We start from the raw sequence: 18,238 nt of genomic DNA, 5'->3' as shown, positions 1-18,238 counted from the left end.
TAAGGCTGAGTTGTTGTTTTTTTAGGAGTCAAAAGGCCTATTCTAAGAAAAATTGTTAACGAGTGCATAAATTTAAGTCAGACGAGGTATTAATGAAGAGAAGCTACTATTTTATCTTTTTAGCTAGAACAACTATATTTACATCTACAGGAAAGGAGAAATAGTATGGCAAATTTTCGTTTTTATAGTATCTTAAATGCGATTGGTTTAGTTCTTGTGTTAATCGTAAACTATTTAGCGAACGCTTTACCAATAGGTGGTCAAACTACAGGTGAAGTATCTGATAGCGTACCAACACTATTTACGCCAGCAGGCTATGCGTTTGCGATATGGGGCCTAATTTATACGCTTCTAATTATCTGGATTATTCGTCAATTTATTGCGAGAGAAGATCAAAAAGAAATCTATGCGAAAATTGGTATTTGGTTCTTCATTAGTTGTTTACTAAATAGTGCATGGATTTTTATCTTTCAATATCGTTACTTTACTCTTGCTTTACTCGTCATCGTTCTATTCTTAGTAACGCTAATGATTATTTACTCCATCATTCAAAATTCCAGAATGACAACATGGTTTATGAGGCTGCCGATTTCTATTTATATTGGCTGGGTATCCGTAGCAACAATTGTTAATGTCTTTGTTGTATTCCAAGCTAATGGAATCGAAACGCTGTTTGGTTTAGGTGAACAGACGTGGGCAATCATTATGCTTGTAGTGGGCGGAATATTAGGCGTTTTGTTTACAAGAAAAAACAGAGATATCGCATACTCACTCGTATTCATATGGGCTTTTATTGCAATTTCTGTTAAGCAAAGCGCATACTCAGGGATTGTAACAACAGTTTGGGTTGTAGTCGTAATATTGGTACTTAATATCATTGTTCAGCTCATTCGTAATTATCGAAAGTGAAGAAATCCTAGCGATTGCTAGGGTTTCTTTTTTTCGTTACGATCCTCTAATAAAGAAGATGTGAAACCGATTAAGCAAATCAATATGCCAAAAGGGACAACAATGGGAATAAAAGATAAAATAAAAGCCATTCTGTACCCTCCTTTACACCAAACGGATTTTATATATAAATATGTGAAGAAGAAAAAAATAGTCTTGGATGTTTAAAGGGATTCATTCAAGGCTATATCATAAGTAATAAAGTAAAAGAGGAGCTTAAAAATGACGTATTTAGTAGCTTATACAGATAAAGAAAATATGGAGTACAGTCAAATTACATGTAAAGATTATGCAGAAGCGGAAAGAGAGGTCCTTCGATTAGAAAAAGCAGGACACTTGCATATTGAAATTATTTCGAATCAAGAAGCATATGATGGTGACGAGTCTTCTTTTCGCGAATAGCTAGAACAAAAAAGTTATTGTAAGAAAACGAAACAAGCAGTGTTTTTCTTGAAAAAATGCAATAGAGAATGATTTTCTCTTCAATATATGATAAAGTACTATTCAGATGAGTATAGAAGAGGAGAGAATTTGGTTATATGAGTAAAGCAAATCAGTGGTCTTCACGTTTAGGATTCGTATTAGCATCTGCAGGTGCTGCGATCGGTCTTGGTGCCATTTGGAAATTTCCCTATGTGACTGGGACAAGCGGTGGAGGAGCATTCTTTTTATTGTTTGTACTGTTTACGCTCTTTATCGGGTTACCGTTGTTGTTAGCGGAATTTATTATTGGTAGGCATACTGGAAAAGAAGCGATTAGTGCATATAAAGCAATTGCCCCCAACACAGCTTGGGTTTGGATTGGACGAGTAGGCGTTATCAGCTGTCTGGTCTTGTTGTCTTTTTACAGCGTTGTAGGCGGATGGATTATTCTTTATACCATTATGAGTCTTAGTGGACTACTTACTGGAAAAGAGTATGGTGCACTTTTTAATACGGTTATTGCAGAGCCTTATCTAGTAATTGGAGCTCAGGCTTTATTTTTGATTATTAATGTATATGTTGTATCAAGAGGAGTTCAAAAAGGGATTGAGCGTACAAACAAATATATGATGCCTTTGTTATTTATTTGTTTTTTAATTATCGTTGTTCGTTCGTTAACGCTAGATGGGGCAATGGAAGGTATAGAGTTCTTTTTGAAGCCTGATTTTAGTGCCATTACAGGTACATCTGTTTTGTACGCATTAGGGCAGTCTTTCTTTTCTCTATGCGTAGGTTTATCTTGCATGGTTACTTATAGTTCTTATTTAGGAAAAGATATAAGCTTAACAAAATCTGCCGGTTCCATCTCTGTTTTAAATCTGGTTGTATCACTTCTCGCTGGGTTAGCTATTTTTCCTGCCGTATTTGCATTAGGCATGGAACCAACAGAAGGGCCAGGATTGCTTTTTGTTGTATTGCCGCAAGTGTTTGAGCAAGTACCATTCGGCCCTGTATTTTTAGCACTATTTTTGCTGTTATTTTTATTTGCAACGTTAACTTCATCTTTTTCACTTTTAGAAATTATTGTGGCGGCTCTTACAAAAGAAAAGCAGGAGAAGCGTCCAAAATCTGCAGTGTTAGCAGGAGCTATTGTCTTTCTTGTTGGGTTGCCTTCAGCGCTGTCATTTGGTGTCTTAAAGCACATCACGGTGTTTGGTAGAAACATCTTTGACACAGCAGATTTCTTTGTAAGTAACTTAATGCTTCCCATTGGAAGTCTTTTAATCGCTATTTTTATTACATGGAAAATGAAAAAAGAGCACGTGTTTGAAGAATTTAAAACGGGAAGCCCAAAATCTGAAAGGTTATTTTCAACGTGGTTTATCCTAGTTAAATATATTTTGCCATTCATTATTATTGTGGTTTTATTTAATTTAGCTAGTGCCTACTAGGTAAAAAAGCACTCCAAAAGGAGTGCTTTTTTCATTTGTTATTTTGCAAAAACATGATCACCGATTGTAGTAGTGACTTCTTTTTGACGTAACCATTGATTATCTGTTTTTGAAGGGTTAAAGAAGAAGAGAGAACCGCTACCTCCCCCATGTAATGCTAACGCTTCGTTTACTGCTTTTTTCGCTTCAGCATCAGCTGGCTTGTTAATTTCACCATTGCTTACAGGTTCAAACTGGCCTTTTTGGTAAATGACTTCACGAATAGAATTTGGGAACGCATCATCATCGACACGGTTTAAGATAACAGTCGCAACGGCAACCTTTCCAGCGTAAGGCTCTCCTTTTGCTTCTGCATGTATAATGCGAGCTAATAGATCTTTGTCTGTACTGCTAATTGAGCTTGGGATTTTTAGTGTTTCATTGATTGCAAGTGCGTCAGTTTCTTTGTTGTTTTCAGCTTTTAAATCTTTAATAGAGACACCATATTCCATCCCAATTTTATAAAGGGACTCGCCGCTGTCTACGCGATGCGTTGTTTCCGCTGCGCTTGCTGAATGCCCTAATCCGAGCATAGATACTGTTAAAGCACCAATAATAGCTAACTTTTTCCACATAGTTTTATAACCTCCGATGTGTAGTGTTTTAGCGTGCACGTTCTAAAGAGTAACAGCATATGAGGTGTCTTGTCATTAATGAAAACATACCAGTCTAGGAAGATATTAAATAAATTTAACAATAATCGTAATAAATGTACACATCCTTAACGAACAGTCAGCTTTTCACTTTAATAGAGTGAGATAAAGAAGAAGAGTAACTGTCCGTAAAGGTCTGCTAAGTGTAAAGAACCATTCTTATTTTTAAAAAAGAGGATTGACTTGAAATTTAAGGTGACTTATAATGAGCGTGTAACTAGTTAACCGTTTAACTGGAGTGGGTATATGAATGGGAAAATAACGATTCGAGATGTTGCAAAGCACGCAGGAGTTTCTCCCGCAGCTGTATCTTATGTGTTAAATGGTATTAACAAAGTATCAGATGAAACAAAGCAGCGAATTTTGAAAGCGGTTAAAGATCTTGAATATGAACCAAATCTAACCGCAGTAAGCTTATCAAAGCGGAAATCAAATGTCATTGCGGTTATGTTTCCGTTAGTGAACGATTCCCTTGTTACGATGTTTAAAGATAATCACTATCAAAGTGAAATGATTAGTGGAATCGAATACGTACTTCGTAAAAATGGATATGATTTACTCATTTCAGGTGTGCAAAGCCCAAGTGAATGTATGAAATGGATTCGGAAGCGAAACGTAGATGGCCTCTTATTTTTAGGGGTATTTCCAAATCGTTTATACGAAGAGATGAAAGCGTTATCCAAGCCTATCGTGTTAGTGGATACATACGATAAGTACGAGCGTTATTTCAATCATATTACGATGAACGACGAGGAAGGTGGCCACCAGGCTACGAAACATTTAATTGATCTAGGGCACAGTGCGATTGGTTTCATTGCGCACCGAATGACAAATAGCCCCATCGACTATAAGCGGTTTATTGGCTACGAAAAAGCGCTCAAAGCAGCGGGAATCAAGCCGTGCAAATCACATGTATTCGAAGCGTTAGATAGTTCATTTGAAAATGGATACAGGATGGGAAAAGAGTTATTATCACGTCCACATTCTATGTCTGCATTCTTTGCTTCATCTGATACGCTAGCATTAGGAATAATGAAAGCGCTACAAGAGGAAGGTAAGCGCATACCAGAAGACTATTCAATTGTGGGATTTGATGATTTAACGTTTAGTAGTTATGCTACACCTAGCTTAACTACGGTACGTCAAGATGTATTTAATAAAGGATCGGTGGCTGCCACAGCAATCATTCAAGCAATTGAAAATGACACTACTGCACTTCAGCATATTCGACTGTCGACGGAGCTTATTCATCGAGAGTCCACGGCTAAAAAGAAAGGGTAAGTGGTAAGTTAATCGGTTCACTAAAAGTTAATGATGACAAAGGGGATATAAAAATGACAAAAGTAACGGTATGGAATGAGAATCGTCACGAACAAAAAAATCCAGTTGTAAGAGAAGTTTATCCGGAAGGAATTCACGGCGCCATCGCTTCATTTTTACAAGAAGCTGGCTATGCAACTGCAACAGCTACGCTGGATGAGCCTGAGCATGGATTAACTGATGAAGTTCTTGAAAATACTGATGTGCTTGTATGGTGGGGACATTTAGCTCATGAAGAAGTATCTGATGAGATTGTCCAAAAAGTACAGCAACGCGTGTTGGATGGTATGGGACTAATCGTCTTACATTCGGGGCATTTTTCAAAAATCTTTAAAACATTAATGGGAACAAGCTGTGATTTAAAATGGCGTGAAGCAGATGAAAAAGAGCGTTTATGGGTTATAGATCCTTCTCACCCAATTGCAGAAGGTATTTCAGAATTTATTGAACTTGAGCGTGAAGAAATGTATGGAGAGCACTTTGATATCCCAGCTCCAGATGAACTTGTTTTCACAAGTTGGTTTGAAGGCGGAGAAGTCTTCCGCAGTGGCTGCACGTATAAGCGTGGAAATGGGAAGGTATTTTACTTCCGACCAGGACATGAAACATACCCAACTTACCACCATAAAGATATCCAACGTGTAATTGTAAACGCTGTAAATTGGGCGAAGCCTGTTGATCGCAAGCGTCCAGTATACGGAAACGCTCAGCCACTTGAAAAAATTACGGTGAAAAACTAAAGAATTAAAGGGGAGAAGAATAATGGAGAAATTAAAAGTAGCGGTTATCGGCTGTGGAAGTATTGCTCAGTATCGCCATCTACCAGAATATAAAATGAACAAAGATGTAGAGTTAGTAGCAGTTTGCGATATTAACGAAGAGCGTGTCAATAAAGTAGCAAGTGAATACGGCGTAAAGGCTTATACAAGTTATGAAGAGCTGTTGGCAAGTGGAACGGTAGATGCAGTTAGCGTTTGTACACCGAACTACCTGCATGCTCCTATCTCGGTTGTAGCATTAAACAGCGGAGTACATGTTTTGTGCGAAAAGCCAATGGCAACGTCAAAAGAATCAGCTGAAGCAATGATTGAAGCGGCTAAAGCCAACAACAAAAAGCTTATGATTGCTCATAATCAACGCTTTGTAGCATCTCATCAAAAAGCACGCCAATTAATTGAAAACGGCGAAGTTGGAAGGATCTATAGCTTCCGTACAGCTTTCGGACACGGTGGTCCAGAAGGTTGGAGCGTAGATGGTAAAGACAGCTGGTTCTTTAGAAAAGAAGAAGCATTTATTGGAGCGATGGGAGATTTAGGTGTTCACAAAACTGACTTGCTTCGCTACATTTTAGGAGAAGAAATCGTTGAAGTTGGTGCATTTGTCGAAACAACTGCAAAAGACTTTGGCGACGTAGATGATAATGCTGTGTGCGTACTAAAAACAGAAAGCGGTATTGTGGGTACGCTAGCAGCAAGCTGGGCGTACACAAGCAAAGAAGATAATTCAACAATCATTTATGGCGAAAAAGCAATTCTTCGCCTAGAAGATGATCCAAACTATTCATTAGTAGTTCAATACACAACTGGGGAAGTTGTGAAGTACGAGTTAGGAAAAATTCAATCAAATGATGATGGTGGTCAAAGCAACTCTCACGTTGTTGAAAAATTTGTGGATGCAATCATTAACGATACCGAAACACCGGTTTCCGGCGAAGAAGGATTTAAGTCATTAGCTGTTATTTTGGCTGCTCTTGAGTCAAGTGAAACAAAACAAATTAAGCAAGTGTAATGAGGTGACAGCTGTGAAAGTAGGAATTATTGGAGTGGGCGGCATTGCAGTAGGCCGCCACATTCCCGCATTTAAACAGCTACAGGATGAGTGTGAGATTGTGGCTGTAAGTGATATTAACGCTGAGCGTGCAACGGAAGTAGCAAATGAGCATAATATTCCACATGTATTTATTGATTACAAAGACATGTTTGCAGAAGTCGATGCTGTTTGCATTTGTACACCGAATAAATTCCATGCTGAATACGCAGTAGAAGCGTTAAAAGCTGGTGTTCATGTGCTATGTGAAAAGCCAATGGCCTTATCGAAAGCTGAATGTGAGCAGATGATTCAAGAAGCGAAGAAAGCAGATAAAGTGTTAGCAATTGCCTATCATTATCGATTCATGCAGGAAGCACAGGCGGCTAAAAAAAGCATGGACGAAGTGGGGAAACCACTTGTTGCGCGAGTACGAGCAATGAGACGCCGAAAGGTACCAGGATGGGGCGTGTTTACTAATAAAGAGCTGCAAGGTGGAGGGAGCTTAATCGACTACGGCTGTCATCTTCTTGACTTAGCTGTATGGCTAATGGGGAATCCAAGCCATACAGAAGTAGTGGGATCTACGTATAACGACTTAAGCCGTTCACCCAACCAGCTAAATCAGTGGGGTACGTTTAATCACGAAACGTTTGAAGTAGATGACCACGTCACAGCCTATGTCAAATTTGATAACGGTGCATCTTTGTTACTTGAAACATCTTGGTCAGCTAACATACCAGATGACGAAGAGCATGTAAGCATCTCTGGTGTTAATGGAGGCATCAATGTATTCCCGTTTGAATTATATACATCCAAAAATGGCATGTTGTTAAATAGCCAAGCAGCTTGGATAGATGGGGAAGAAAACTTTAGCTTATTACAAGCGAACAATTTTATTAATGCTTGTAAAGGTAAAGAGGATCTCGTTGTAAAGCCGGAAGAAGCGCTTCAAACATCAGCAATCATCGATGCTATTTATAATAGTAGTAAGAAGTGAAAAAGGGGGAAAACAAGGTGAAACTAGGGGTATTTACCGTATTATTTGCAGATAAATCATTTGAAGAAATGCTTGATACTGTCAAAGCAGCTGGGCTTCATGCAGTGGAAATTGGAACAGGAGGCTATCCTGGAAACAATCATTGTCCATTAGATGAGCTGTTAGAAGATGAAGCCGCACGAACAGCATATAAAAATCAAATTACAAATCGTGGATTAACGATTAGCGCATTTAGTTGTCATGGAAACCCAATCTCACCAGAGGTTAATTTTGCAAAAGAATCTCATGAAACGCTATTAAAAACGATTAAACTAGCTTCGCTATTGGATGTCCCAGTTGTAAATTGTTTTTCAGGGACAGCAGGTGATCATGAGGGGGCGAAATATCCAAACTGGCCCGTTACGCCTTGGCCAAATGAGTATGGTGATGTTTTAAAGTGGCAGTGGGAAGAAAAATTAATTCCTTATTGGAAAGAAGTAGGCGCTTATGCACAAGAGAACAATGTGAAAATTGGTTTGGAGCTTCACGGTGGATTTTTAGTACATACACCGTATACATTATTAAAGCTACGTGAAGAAACATGTGATGCAATCGGTGCAAACTTAGACCCAAGTCATTTGTGGTGGCAAGGAATTGATCCTGTTGCAGCCATTAAAATTCTGGCTAAAGAAAATGCGATTCATCACTTCCATGCAAAAGATACGTATTTGGATCAAGAAAACATTAATATGTATGGATTAACAGATATGCAGCCTTATGGTGAAGTTCGCTCTCGTGCATGGACGTTCCGTTCAGTAGGATGTGGACATAGCTTAACAGAATGGTCGGATATGATGAGCGCTTTACGTACGTATGGTTATGATTATGTTGTAAGCATAGAGCATGAAGACCCGATTATGTCAATTAATGAAGGGTTTAAGCGTGCCGTAACAAACCTTCAAAGTATTTTAATTGAAGAGCAGCCTTCACAAATGTGGTGGGTATAAATAAAGAGACTGAGACATAAGTAGTTCAGTCCTTACTATACCTGAACGATTGAGAGTTCATAACTTTTAATCGTTCAGGGTTTTTTGGTTGTGAAAACAATGTTGGAAACAGGGTGGAATGGAGCGTAGGACACTCGACTCCTGCGGGAAAGAGAGGGAAAACGGAGATTCCGCAGCGCAGCGAGGAAGCTCAGGTTCCTCCCCGCGGAAAGCGAGTGGCCGTAGCGCAATGGAACGAACGTGTTGAGACAAACTAAAGAGATGGGAACAGCTAGTGTTCGTCATTTAGAAGCCATCATTTTGTTATGTCCCAAACTCTTTATTTTGATACATATGGATGATTCGTAATCCAAAATCGCCAAGGATAATCCTTTGCTTCACCAGAGTTATCGATGCCAATCCTTGGCCCTGATGAAATAGCTGTAGGCGTAAATCCTTTTGAGATATACAGAGGAGAATTAGTAATGTCATGTCCATAAGCCTTCATTGTAATCGCAAGTGCTTTTGTTAACTTACCTGGTCCGTTTGTCCAATTTTTAGGCAGAGCTTGTTTTCGACGCTTTTGAATAAGATCAATTCCACTAAAAGGTTCGATTGCTCGAATTAACACGGCTTCTGGCTTATTAACTGGGCCGCTGACAATATTAACAAGGCAGTGGGTGTGCATTACATAGGTATACACATTGCCAGGAGCGCCAAACATCACTTCGGTTCGTTTTGTTCGTCGGTTATTAAAACTATGTGCAGCACGATCTTCAGGTCCCATATAGGCTTCTGTTTCAACGATAAACCCAGAAGTAGTACCTTCGCTTGTTTCGTGAATAAGCAGGCAACCGAGAAGGGATTGTGCTAAAGATAACGTTGGTTGATTATAAAACGAAGCTTCGAGAGGCTGGAGTGATAATGTACCGTTCACGGATAATCCCTTCCTTTGTATGTTAAGTTAGTCTTCAGACGTTTCTGCTTCAAAGCGTTTATATCCTAAAAATAACATAAATGATACGACAATTAATACGGTCATGCCAATAAATAAATTTTGAAACATTGATTCGATTGGTAAGCTTTTTTGCCAAACGATTGCTACTCCTGTTAAAGCTACGCCGGTAGCTCCACCAACGAACTGAGAAAGTTGTGAAAAGCCCATTCCTGTGCCAATACTATCTGAAGGTAGCATGCGTGAGATTTCGTTTGCTACGCTAGACGTAAGGGATGTGAAACCAATGCTCATAAACATATACATAAATAAAATGGCTGTAGGTGATACAGTGCTGAAAAAGGTAAAAAGTAAAGCTGCAATAGCTAAAAATAAGTGGCCAAATCGAATTAATACTTTGTTTCCGAACTGATCAATAATTTTACCAATAAAACGAGAAGCAATGGCTGATAGAATTGCACCTGGGAAAATGAGTAATCCAATTTCAGCAGAGCTTTTTTGGAAAACTTGTACCAATAATAACGGCATAATAAAAAGAGTGGCAAAGTGAGTCATGTATGCTGCAAAACCGATACCATTTAATAGTAAATAGCCTTTACTTTGAAAAAGCTTGGGCTCAATAAATGGATGGTTATGCTTGCGGATACGAATGCTTAATAAAATAATGGCTACAATACCGACCGCTAGTAATAATAAAGAATAGGAAGTTAGAAATAGTAAAAAGCCGGTCACACCCGCTGCTGTTAGGATACCACCTAGAATGTCAAAATAAACTTTCTTTTTATCTTCAGCAGGTAAAACCTTATGAAATAATGGGATGAAAATTAAAACTAACCCTGTTACGATGAATAGAAAGTTCCAACCCATATACTGCGTTACTGCTCCTCCAATAACAGGACCAAGACCAAATCCAAGTGACGCAGCAGAAGAAATCATAGACATTGATTTACCACGTCTGGATTTCGGGATATAGCGCGTGATTAAAATCATTGCTAGTCCAGGTACTGCTGCTGCTCCTGCAGCTTGAAGAACGCGGGCAAATAACAGCATTGTAAAGTTGTTCGACACAAAGCCAATAATTGAAGCAATCCCTAGCAGCGTTAAGCCAGTCGTTAGCAGCTGTCTAATCGGAATGAAGTCGGATAGTCGACTATATGTAATTGTTGCAATTGCAAAAACAACAGAATAGCCAGTAATAATCCAAGCAGAGGTTGAAGATGTTAAAGCAAATTCTGTGGATACTTTAGGAAGAGCAACGTTAAACATTGTAGTGTTCATTACTACAAGCATGATTGTCAAGCTCCAAAAAGGAATGACGACAGATTCTTTAAATGGTTTTGGCTCTAAGATTGAATGTTCTTCATTTGTAGTAATAGTAGTGGTAGTCATCTTTATCTCCTTACAAAATAGCATATTTAATCAAGATTGAATGGTATATCATTAATTCTCAAACCTGTCTACAGGTATATAAATATAGAATTTTATGATACGTTTGTCAATCTTTTTCGGGTTGCGAAATAAAATCAGGTGCGTGCACCTGATTTTAATTTCACTTTTATAGCCCTTCACCCTTCTCAAACGTAACCTTATGCTCTTTGGCAAGTTTTTTAATATCACTTGCATATTTACGCATTCCTTTTCTCGCTTCATCTAACATCACATTAGCTTCGACAATTAATTCAGGGTCCTGTTTTTCAAGAGCGCTAACAATTTTTGCAAAAGCGTTATACTGAGTATTGGCAGCTTTAATATAATCTTCATGGAGCGCCCGTAGCTCATCTGTTTCTACTTCGATTTTTTCAAGTTCTTCAATAAATTCACGATATTGTGGAATGACTTCATCCACAAGCGTATCATACATCGTAAAATCATCTGTGTAGTTAGCTCCGGATACGCTGTCATATGCTTCAACCGCCTGTATTTCTAGTTCACTGACCTTGGGGATTTCAGTATTTGAATAGTTTAATAAATCGTCTTGAACGGGGTCGTTGAGGCAGGCGGATAAAAGCAACAGCAGTGGAACAAATAGCAGCAAAAGTTTTTTCTTCATTTAACTCTCACCTCCATTGTTCAGTTTATGAACGAACTGCTTGACACAGTCTCGGGAATCTGAAAGTGAAAAAACAAAATCAAGATAGCCTCAATATTGCCATGAAGCGTACTTATATAGTAGACTTTTACTATAGTTTAATAGAATGGGGAGCTTGCGGATGCAGGCTGAGAGTATGATTAGGAAACCATCATAGACCATTTGAACCTGTTGGATAATGCCAGCGTAGGGAATGTGAGTAGATTGTAAAAGCACCTTGCGTTCATGCAGGGTGCTTTTTTATATCGAAAGGTAGGAGGATGGAAAAATGACAGCCCAAAAGGAAATAGGTCATTTATTATCTCAAGTAAGACAAGAAAAGCCACTAGTACACAATATGACGAACGTTGTTGTAACAAATTTTACAGCGAACGGTTTATTGGCTTTAGGCGCATCGCCCGTAATGGCTTATGCAAAAGAAGAAGTTGCGGATATGGCTAAAATCGCTGGAGCACTCGTGCTTAATATGGGAACGTTAACAAGTACTGAAGTTGAAGCGATGATAATTGCAGGAAAAGCAGCGAATGAGGCAGGCGTTCCGGTTATATTTGATCCAGTCGGAGCAGGTGCAACACCATTTCGTACAGCTACAGCAAGAGAGTTATTAAATAAAGTAAACATAGCAGTTATTCGAGGAAATGCTGCTGAAATTGCCAATGTTGTAGGAGAAAACTGGGCGATAAAAGGTGTAGATGCAGCACCTGAAGAAGGGGATGTCGTTACGTTAGCTAAAATGGCTGCAAAGCAGCTGAAAACAGTAGTTGTTGTAACGGGTGTACAAGATGTTGTTAGTGATGGAGATTCAGCTTATATTATCACAAACGGGCATTCAATGCTTGCCAATGTAACAGGGACCGGTTGTTTATTAACATCCGTTATCGGTGCCTTTGTTGCAGTTGAAAAGAAAAGAATTGTTGAAGCAGTTCTTGAGGCGTTATGCGCATATGAAGTCGCAGCTGAACTGGCAGCTGATAAAGCAGCAGGTGAAGGGCCAGGAAGTTTTCAAACCGCTTTTTTGGATGCTTTACACCATATTCATCCAGAACAAGTGAAAAGCGGAGCAAGAGTTGAACAGCAGTAGAAGGGAGCTAACAGAAGATGAATATTAAAGAGTATCTAAAAGTTTATTTTATTATGGGAAGCAATAATTGTAAGGGAGATCCGCGAGTCGTATTAAAAGAAGCGATTGCGGGTGGAATTACGATGTTCCAGTTTCGTGAAAAAGGAGAGGGAGCTCTGCAAGGAAAAGAGAAGTATCAGCTTGCTTATGATCTTCAACAAATTTGTAAACAGCATGAGGTACCTTTTATTGTAAATGATGATGTTGACTTGGCAATCAAATTAGGTGCTGATGGTATTCATATTGGTCAAGAAGACGAGAAAGCGTATATTGTGAAAGAAAAGGCTCCTCATCAACTAATCGGTGTGTCGGTTCATTCGATTGAAGAACTACAGCAAGCAATTAAAGATAAAGCGGATTATGTGGGAATGGGGCCTGTATTTCCAACCACTACAAAAACAGATACAAAAGCTGTTCAAGGCACAAATTTAATTCAGCAAGCTCGTCAACAGAAGATTGATTTCCCAATTGTAGGGATTGGAGGCATCACAGCCGAAAATGCTGAGAAAGTCATTCAAGGTGGTGCTGACGGTATATCTATTATTACAGCGATTAGCTTAGCAATGTCACCTAAGCAAGCAGCAGAACAGTTGCTTCAAGCAGTGAAATGAAAAAATGCCTCCTGCGGGAGGCATTTTTTCATTTCACTATAAGCTTATAGAAGTTGGTGTATCTTTCCCTTCATTCATCAACTTGATATGAGTAGGCGTAATTTCAAGTAAAACGTAGTTAGCGTCATCAGGTCCATTAAACCACTGTGACATATGATCATTCCAAAAGCGGTTCTTTAACTCTTGATTATCATTAATTTTAGCAATTCCAGACACCTCTACATAATTATCTCCGTATCCTTCGCCGTTATAGCCAAGCAAAATATGCACGTTGCCGTTTTCATCAATTTCATCAGCTTTATGCGTAGCTATGCTTGTTGGCGTGTACAAGGTAATGTCACCATCTTTTTTAAAAAACGTCATGTAGCGAGAATTAGGTTTTTGATTCACAACGGTCGCTAATGTACCCACTCGGTTTTCATCTAGTAAGTTCGATAACTTATCCATCATTTCTTGCTTATTCATTTGAATCAGCTCCTTAAGTTTATCGTCTTACTTAAGATATACCACCGTTGGAAAAAACTAAACATCGTGTATCTATTTACTTTTAAATAGACAATAATATAATTATGTAAACTTAAATGCAATAAAAAGCCCGCACTGCCGTAACTCGAAGTGTCTTAAATACCCAGATCAACTAGGTGGGTGTTCGCACAGTCGGTTTTAGCGTCCCAAGAAGGGCATGCTATCCGCAACTGAATTTTGAACTCCCTTTTAACACTCAAAGGTTTAAGACAACATGAGTATACGCACAGCGCAGGTATGTAGGTATACCTTTTAAAAAGGTATACATGGTGTGTGTTAGGAATTTTACACAATCGCAATCATGTGTACAAGAGATGATTATAAAGCAATATTTGTGGAAATGCAACATAATTATTTAATGCTAAAAAATGTATTTAAAGATGTGTTGTTTTTTGATTTATAGTTAAAAGTAAAACGAGGGGCCCTAAGATAGGCAGAACACATATGAATCAGTAGCGATGACTCCTAAAAAGAATATAGGTTAACCAAGTAAGGACAAAAAAATCAACGGTCATAACGCTAACTAATTCAGAATGCTTGAAAGCTTCTATATAACCTGAAAATGAGCCTGCTGCAAAACCATACAAATAAAGAATGAGAGTGATTGTCAACAAAGACAGTAAGAAAGTGGGTGAGGTTAACCATTTGTTTAGAAGGTTAAATCCGCGACTCTTAGTTGATTTCTCGCCATTTAGTACAAAGTAAGGTAAAAGCGCGAAGGCTCCTAATCCAAAAGAGAGCAGTGAAAAAGGCCAGCCTGGAAGTTTAAATGAGTCGTTTGGCATAATTAGTGATGCAAATAAAAGAGGGAATAGTCCTAAACAAGAAAAAATCATAACGACGAGTGGCTCCACTGTTGCGAATTGCCCAGAGATCAACTTCATCATGACGAGGTCGTTTTTTCCTTTGCTGCTAATAGCCATGCATAAATAATAAGGAAAGTCCACATGGATAGATACTTCAAAATCCTCACTCCTTTTCGTTTTATCATAGCATGTAAAAAGAAAAGCATGAAAACGTAATGTTCTCATGCTTTAATGCAAGGTACCTTGAGTGGGACGAGTAAACCAATTCCATAACTCTACTTCTCCTAAAGAAGAATAGGTAATCGACGGTTCGTTCTTTAGTTTTAGCAGTTCTTTTGTTGGTCCTGTTAAGACAATGCCGTATATTTTAACACCGTTCTTTTTTACAAATTTGTATCGGTTAGTTAACTGAAGTTCATCTGGGTTCATCCATCTAATTTGTTGAACCGTCCGTTCGTTATCAGCAAGCAGCTTCAGTAGCTGCACCACGCGCTCTTCATCCGTAAAGGTTTCTTTTTCTTCATAAAACGGTAGCTCTAGCATTGATGGGAACCCAAAAGATGAGGTTAAATCTACAAGCGGATTGCTTGTATCACTTCCTTTTGCTTCATACCCAGTGTCTAAAGCATACCAGACGGGTGAAATGTCGCTTGAAAGTGTAGAGCTAAGTTTCTCTTCAATTTCTTCCATAGTATAGGCTTGATCAAAAGAAAGCGCAATTTCACTAACTGTGCCTTCAGGGAGTTGATCAAGTGCTCCCCATGTTTCATTCGACCATTTTTGATAGAAAGAAGCGTCTTTTTCTTTTTTTACTCGCTCTGGATAAGCAAATGATAACTTCATATTATAATGGTCGTTTAAAAAGTTTTTGTCGACGTTTGTGACCCGTTCAAACAGGTGGTGAAACGTATATTGTCCGACACTTTTTTGCGCTTGTCCAATCTCTTTATACAGCGTGTACTCATTTTGTAAGCGGAAGAAAGGCTTCGTTTCGGTTCTTGAATTTTGTACATATATGTTTGGTAAAGCAGATTCAATCGCCGCTTTATCCACAGTTCGTAAATATTCACCTTTAGGAGTGAAAGAATAGTAAATAGCCGATAAAAAGCTGCCTCCTAACCAAAGTAAGATAAAAGCGCTTAGCACAGTCAATACATTAGTAAAGCGTTGTCTCCATTTCGCCCTTATCATTGAGCGCTTTGCTTTTTCCTGGTCAAACGTAGAGGAAGCAGTGACTGGCTGTATTTCTTCTTCATCAAGCAGGTTTTGAAGATAATTCATACATTCATCACACTCTTCAGTGTGGCGTTCGAGCTCTTCTACTTCTGCATCTGTCAAAGTTCCGTCTTTGTATTTTGTCCATTGGTGCTGCATATTTTGACAGCTCATACGTTCTCTTCCTTTCTCTTCTTTAATTGCTGACGTCCTCTATAAAGAGCCATTTTCACTTTTGCTAGAGTAAAGCCAGTCATCCCAGCAATTTCTTCATATGTAAAACCGTGATAATCACGAAGTAGTACAATATTTCTTTTTGGCTCTGGAAGAGAGGATACTTCTGAAAGCCACGTGTTAATTTCATCTTGCACAAACACCTTCTCTTCAGCACTTGGTTGTGGTGAAAAATGCCATTCCTCTAGTTCAACAGTTGGTCGCTTTTTTTCTTTTCGATACCAATCAATAAATGCGTGATAGGCAATTTTGAACAGCCAAGGCTTTACTTCTTCACCGCTATATGTTTCTAAATGTAGCAGTACGCGATAAAACGTTTCTTGCATAAGGTCTTCTGCAGTTTCTTTCCGCCGCGTAAGAGAGAGAAGATAGCGGAAAAGATCGTGCATATGCTGTTCATAAATTTCTTCGAAATGATGCTTAGGTGCCATTTTCTCCCCCTTTCCTTTAACTAACGGAAATGTTCGTCAAAAGTTTCTAATTATAATGTAGGAAAATATAACTGTTTTCTAAGCGCATAAAACATAAATGTTAGCATACCATATGGAAGAGAAAATGCGATGAAATTCGACAAAATTCCATGAAAAATGTCATTTTTTTAAAAAACTAAGGTTTAATTGGTGTTCGGAATGGCAAGAAAATGGTATGATAAGACTCAGAAGGTATACATTGTCATATTGGTGGCGTACATAGCATTTTTAAAAATGACGCTCGTTGAAACTTCTCTCATAAAATTTTATTTAAACGTATGAAATAAAGTAGTTTCGGGAAAAGTCACAAGATAGCTCAAACGAGTGGTGAAAATCAAGCTTTGTAGATAAAAGGTGTATATAGTTAATAAAATACAAAGGTGGGATCATCATGGATGTAGAAAATACACAAGGAACAGAAGAGCAAGCACCGAAGGTAAAAGCAGCAAAAGTCGGTGACACAATTCAGCCAAAAAAAGGTGATTTTAAAGGATACAAAGGTATCGTCATGGTGGTTCGTGATAACTCGGTCATCGTCGATTTTGGAAAAGACGCTGAAACAGGCGAATCAATGAAAACAGTCGTTAATCACAAAAACTATAAAATTGTGAAAAAGTAGGTATCCACCTACTTTTTTTCGTGACATAAAACCTTTGAGAACCCAAATAAAATCTTGTAGAATGAAGACAGCAAACCGAGAGAAAGGATATGAATTATGGCAATTGAATTAACAGATTTAGCACTACCAAGCGAGGTACTTACTCGTATTCAAGAAAGAAAACAAAAGCTAACAGCAGAAGATGAATTTTTAATTGGGAAAGGGGGCTATACTGCAGAAGAAGCTGACATCTTAGAAGATGCTCTTATTGCTTTAGCACTCGGAAAAAACGTACTTTTAAAAGGTCCGACAGGCTCTGGTAAAACAAAGCTTGCAGAAACATTATCTTATTTGTTTTCACAACCGATGCACAGCGTTAACTGCTCAGTTGATTTAGATGCTGAAGCGTTATTAGGTTTTAAAACAATCGCTGAGAAAAATGGAAAGCAAGGTATTGAGTTTGTTTCTGGACCAGTTATCAACGCAATGAAGAAAGGTCAGCTTCTTTATATAGACGAAATTAATATGGCAAAGCCTGAAACACTACCAATTTTAAATGGTGTTCTTGACTACCGTAAAATGATTACAAATCCATTTACAGGTGAAGTCGTAAAAGGAAAAGAAACCTTTGGTGTAATCGCGGCAATTAATGAAGGCTATGTTGGGACGGTTCCGTTAAACGAAGCATTAAAAAATCGATTTGTTGTTATCGATGTACCATATATTCAAGGAGAAAGCTTGCGACAAGTATTAAAAACACAATCACAGCTTCAAGATGAAAAGTTAATTAACCAGTTTGTACAGCTTTCAGGAGATTTAATCACGCAGGTTAGCAACGGTCATATTTCAGAAGAAGCAGCATCGATTCGCGCGTTATTAGATACATGCGATTTAGCGTTATATATGCCTCCACTGCGTGCTATTAAAAGAGGGATTATTGAAAAGTTAGAAGATGAAAGGGAAAAGGCAGCCATTCAAAATATTGCAGAAACGTTATTTGAATAAGGGGT

Annotated in this window: 21 protein-coding genes and 1 other RNA gene; 13 read left to right on the top strand and 9 right to left on the bottom strand. The window is 38.4% G+C overall.

The annotated features are described in order from the left end of the window. The first annotated feature begins 165 nt into the window (after positions 1-165). From AS180_RS04455 to AS180_RS04445, 3 genes are all read left to right on the top strand, one after another. Positions 166-909 carry a TspO/MBR family protein gene (locus AS180_RS04455; protein ID WP_025908857.1) on the top strand — a complete coding sequence of 248 codons (744 nt, stop codon included), beginning with the start codon at positions 166-168 and terminating at the stop codon, positions 907-909. A gap of 261 nt (positions 910-1,170) precedes the next feature. Beyond that, positions 1,171-1,350 carry a hypothetical protein gene (locus tag AS180_RS04450; RefSeq protein WP_025908856.1) on the top strand — a complete coding sequence of 60 codons (180 nt, stop codon included), beginning with the start codon at positions 1,171-1,173 and terminating at the stop codon, positions 1,348-1,350. A gap of 137 nt (positions 1,351-1,487) precedes the next feature. Continuing rightward, positions 1,488-2,822 carry a sodium-dependent transporter gene (locus AS180_RS04445; protein ID WP_025908855.1) on the top strand — a complete coding sequence of 445 codons (1,335 nt, stop codon included), beginning with the start codon at positions 1,488-1,490 and terminating at the stop codon, positions 2,820-2,822. Positions 2,823-2,860: 38 nt separating this feature from the next. Here AS180_RS04445 and AS180_RS04440 read toward each other — a convergent pair whose 3' ends face one another. Then, positions 2,861-3,436: a cell wall hydrolase gene (locus AS180_RS04440; RefSeq protein ID WP_025910005.1), complete on the bottom strand. Its 576-nt coding sequence runs from the start codon at positions 3,434-3,436 to the stop codon at positions 2,861-2,863. Positions 3,437-3,760: 324 nt separating this feature from the next. Between AS180_RS04440 and AS180_RS04435 the strand changes: the two genes are divergently transcribed. The 6 genes from AS180_RS04435 (at position 3,761) to AS180_RS22215 (ending at position 8,883) form a co-directional block, all read left to right on the top strand. Then, positions 3,761-4,795: a LacI family DNA-binding transcriptional regulator gene (locus AS180_RS04435; protein ID WP_062686489.1), complete on the top strand. Its 1,035-nt coding sequence runs from the start codon at positions 3,761-3,763 to the stop codon at positions 4,793-4,795. A gap of 53 nt (positions 4,796-4,848) precedes the next feature. Then, complete coding sequence (locus AS180_RS04430; RefSeq protein ID WP_025910546.1) at positions 4,849-5,574, top strand: ThuA domain-containing protein; 726 nt, start codon at positions 4,849-4,851, stop codon at positions 5,572-5,574. Between the two features lie 22 nt (positions 5,575-5,596). Next, positions 5,597-6,622 carry a Gfo/Idh/MocA family protein gene (locus tag AS180_RS04425; RefSeq protein WP_025910544.1) on the top strand — a complete coding sequence of 342 codons (1,026 nt, stop codon included), beginning with the start codon at positions 5,597-5,599 and terminating at the stop codon, positions 6,620-6,622. A gap of 13 nt (positions 6,623-6,635) precedes the next feature. Continuing rightward, a complete protein-coding gene (locus tag AS180_RS04420; RefSeq protein ID WP_025910542.1) occupies positions 6,636-7,640 on the top strand; it encodes a Gfo/Idh/MocA family protein in 1,005 nt (334 codons plus the stop codon). A 17-nt stretch (positions 7,641-7,657) separates the two neighbouring features. Continuing rightward, positions 7,658-8,626, top strand: coding sequence for a sugar phosphate isomerase/epimerase family protein (locus AS180_RS04415; RefSeq protein WP_025910540.1), 969 nt, complete (start codon positions 7,658-7,660; stop codon positions 8,624-8,626). Between the two features lie 113 nt (positions 8,627-8,739). Continuing rightward, a complete protein-coding gene (locus AS180_RS22215; RefSeq protein ID WP_156413441.1) occupies positions 8,740-8,883 on the top strand; it encodes a hypothetical protein in 144 nt (47 codons plus the stop codon). A gap of 62 nt (positions 8,884-8,945) precedes the next feature. Here the strand turns inward: AS180_RS22215 and AS180_RS04410 are convergent, their stop codons facing one another. The 3 genes from AS180_RS04410 to AS180_RS04400 all read right to left on the bottom strand — a co-directional run bounded on the left by AS180_RS04410 (position 8,946) and on the right by AS180_RS04400 (position 11,610). Continuing rightward, positions 8,946-9,542 carry a DNA-3-methyladenine glycosylase gene (locus tag AS180_RS04410; RefSeq protein WP_025910538.1) on the bottom strand — a complete coding sequence of 199 codons (597 nt, stop codon included), beginning with the start codon at positions 9,540-9,542 and terminating at the stop codon, positions 8,946-8,948. A gap of 27 nt (positions 9,543-9,569) precedes the next feature. Further along, positions 9,570-10,949 carry an MFS transporter gene (locus AS180_RS04405; RefSeq protein ID WP_025910537.1) on the bottom strand — a complete coding sequence of 460 codons (1,380 nt, stop codon included), beginning with the start codon at positions 10,947-10,949 and terminating at the stop codon, positions 9,570-9,572. Positions 10,950-11,115: 166 nt separating this feature from the next. Further along, a complete protein-coding gene (locus tag AS180_RS04400) occupies positions 11,116-11,610 on the bottom strand; it encodes a hypothetical protein (protein WP_025910536.1) in 495 nt (164 codons plus the stop codon). A gap of 307 nt (positions 11,611-11,917) precedes the next feature. Between AS180_RS04400 and thiM the strand changes: the two genes are divergently transcribed. Together thiM and thiE are read left to right on the top strand one after the other, a co-directional pair. Beyond that, entirely contained in the window at positions 11,918-12,730 is an 813-nt protein-coding gene (thiM, locus tag AS180_RS04395; protein ID WP_025910534.1) for a hydroxyethylthiazole kinase, read from the top strand. 17 nt (positions 12,731-12,747) lie between these two features. Further along, a complete protein-coding gene (thiE, locus tag AS180_RS04390; RefSeq protein WP_025910533.1) occupies positions 12,748-13,380 on the top strand; it encodes a thiamine phosphate synthase in 633 nt (210 codons plus the stop codon). 36 nt (positions 13,381-13,416) lie between these two features. Here thiE and AS180_RS04385 read toward each other — a convergent pair whose 3' ends face one another. The 5 genes from AS180_RS04385 to AS180_RS04365 form a co-directional block, all read right to left on the bottom strand. Next, complete coding sequence (locus AS180_RS04385; protein ID WP_025910531.1) at positions 13,417-13,845, bottom strand: pyridoxamine 5'-phosphate oxidase family protein; 429 nt, start codon at positions 13,843-13,845, stop codon at positions 13,417-13,419. A gap of 123 nt (positions 13,846-13,968) precedes the next feature. Then, positions 13,969-14,146, bottom strand: a non-coding RNA gene (ssrS, locus tag AS180_RS04380) — 6S RNA. Positions 14,147-14,354: 208 nt separating this feature from the next. Next, positions 14,355-14,792, bottom strand: a complete 438-nt coding sequence (locus AS180_RS04375; RefSeq protein WP_152545194.1) for a hypothetical protein — start codon at positions 14,790-14,792, stop codon at positions 14,355-14,357. A 147-nt stretch (positions 14,793-14,939) separates the two neighbouring features. Continuing rightward, entirely contained in the window at positions 14,940-16,100 is a 1,161-nt protein-coding gene (locus AS180_RS04370) for an anti-sigma factor (protein WP_025910529.1), read from the bottom strand. Further along, complete coding sequence (locus tag AS180_RS04365) at positions 16,097-16,591, bottom strand: RNA polymerase sigma factor (protein WP_025910527.1); 495 nt, start codon at positions 16,589-16,591, stop codon at positions 16,097-16,099. The genes AS180_RS04370 and AS180_RS04365 overlap by 4 nt, the downstream gene beginning before the upstream one ends. Before the next feature lie 427 nt (positions 16,592-17,018). Here AS180_RS04365 and AS180_RS04360 point away from each other — a divergent pair, with 427 nt between their 5' ends. After that, on the top strand, positions 17,019-17,249 hold the full coding sequence (locus AS180_RS04360; protein ID WP_025910525.1) for a DUF2187 family protein: 231 nt from the start codon (positions 17,019-17,021) through the stop codon (positions 17,247-17,249). 96 nt (positions 17,250-17,345) lie between these two features. Beyond that, positions 17,346-18,233, top strand: coding sequence for an ATP-binding protein (locus AS180_RS04355; protein ID WP_025910524.1), 888 nt, complete (start codon positions 17,346-17,348; stop codon positions 18,231-18,233). Positions 18,234-18,238: the final 5 nt, after the last annotated feature.

It is taken from the genome of Priestia veravalensis (assembly GCF_001457055.1).
GTDB lineage: Bacteria > Bacillota > Bacilli > Bacillales > Bacillaceae_H > Priestia > Priestia flexa.
The sequence above is the reverse complement of the archived record's forward strand: the minus strand, read 5'-3'. Positions and strand labels throughout refer to the sequence as shown.

What these genes read in the sequence shown, in the direction of transcription:
- AS180_RS04365 (WP_025910527.1), bottom strand. Translation starts at nt 16,591, where the DNA reads ATGGCACCTAAGCATCATTTCGAAGAAATTTATGAACAGCATATGCAC.
- thiM (WP_025910534.1), top strand. Translation starts at nt 11,918, where the DNA reads ATGACAGCCCAAAAGGAAATAGGTCATTTATTATCTCAAGTAAGACAA.
- AS180_RS04375 (WP_152545194.1), bottom strand. Translation starts at nt 14,792, where the DNA reads ATGATGAAGTTGATCTCTGGGCAATTCGCAACAGTGGAGCCACTCGTC.
- AS180_RS04400 (WP_025910536.1), bottom strand. Translation starts at nt 11,610, where the DNA reads ATGAAGAAAAAACTTTTGCTGCTATTTGTTCCACTGCTGTTGCTTTTA.
- thiE (WP_025910533.1), top strand. Translation starts at nt 12,748, where the DNA reads ATGAATATTAAAGAGTATCTAAAAGTTTATTTTATTATGGGAAGCAAT.
- AS180_RS04445 (WP_025908855.1), top strand. Translation starts at nt 1,488, where the DNA reads ATGAGTAAAGCAAATCAGTGGTCTTCACGTTTAGGATTCGTATTAGCA.
- AS180_RS04370 (WP_025910529.1), bottom strand. Translation starts at nt 16,100, where the DNA reads ATGAGCTGTCAAAATATGCAGCACCAATGGACAAAATACAAAGACGGA.
- AS180_RS04405 (WP_025910537.1), bottom strand. Translation starts at nt 10,949, where the DNA reads ATGACTACCACTACTATTACTACAAATGAAGAACATTCAATCTTAGAG.
- AS180_RS04435 (WP_062686489.1), top strand. Translation starts at nt 3,761, where the DNA reads ATGAATGGGAAAATAACGATTCGAGATGTTGCAAAGCACGCAGGAGTT.
- AS180_RS04450 (WP_025908856.1), top strand. Translation starts at nt 1,171, where the DNA reads ATGACGTATTTAGTAGCTTATACAGATAAAGAAAATATGGAGTACAGT.
- AS180_RS04385 (WP_025910531.1), bottom strand. Translation starts at nt 13,845, where the DNA reads ATGAATAAGCAAGAAATGATGGATAAGTTATCGAACTTACTAGATGAA.
- AS180_RS04425 (WP_025910544.1), top strand. Translation starts at nt 5,597, where the DNA reads ATGGAGAAATTAAAAGTAGCGGTTATCGGCTGTGGAAGTATTGCTCAG.
- AS180_RS04440 (WP_025910005.1), bottom strand. Translation starts at nt 3,436, where the DNA reads ATGTGGAAAAAGTTAGCTATTATTGGTGCTTTAACAGTATCTATGCTC.
- AS180_RS04430 (WP_025910546.1), top strand. Translation starts at nt 4,849, where the DNA reads ATGACAAAAGTAACGGTATGGAATGAGAATCGTCACGAACAAAAAAAT.
- AS180_RS04455 (WP_025908857.1), top strand. Translation starts at nt 166, where the DNA reads ATGGCAAATTTTCGTTTTTATAGTATCTTAAATGCGATTGGTTTAGTT.
- AS180_RS04355 (WP_025910524.1), top strand. Translation starts at nt 17,346, where the DNA reads ATGGCAATTGAATTAACAGATTTAGCACTACCAAGCGAGGTACTTACT.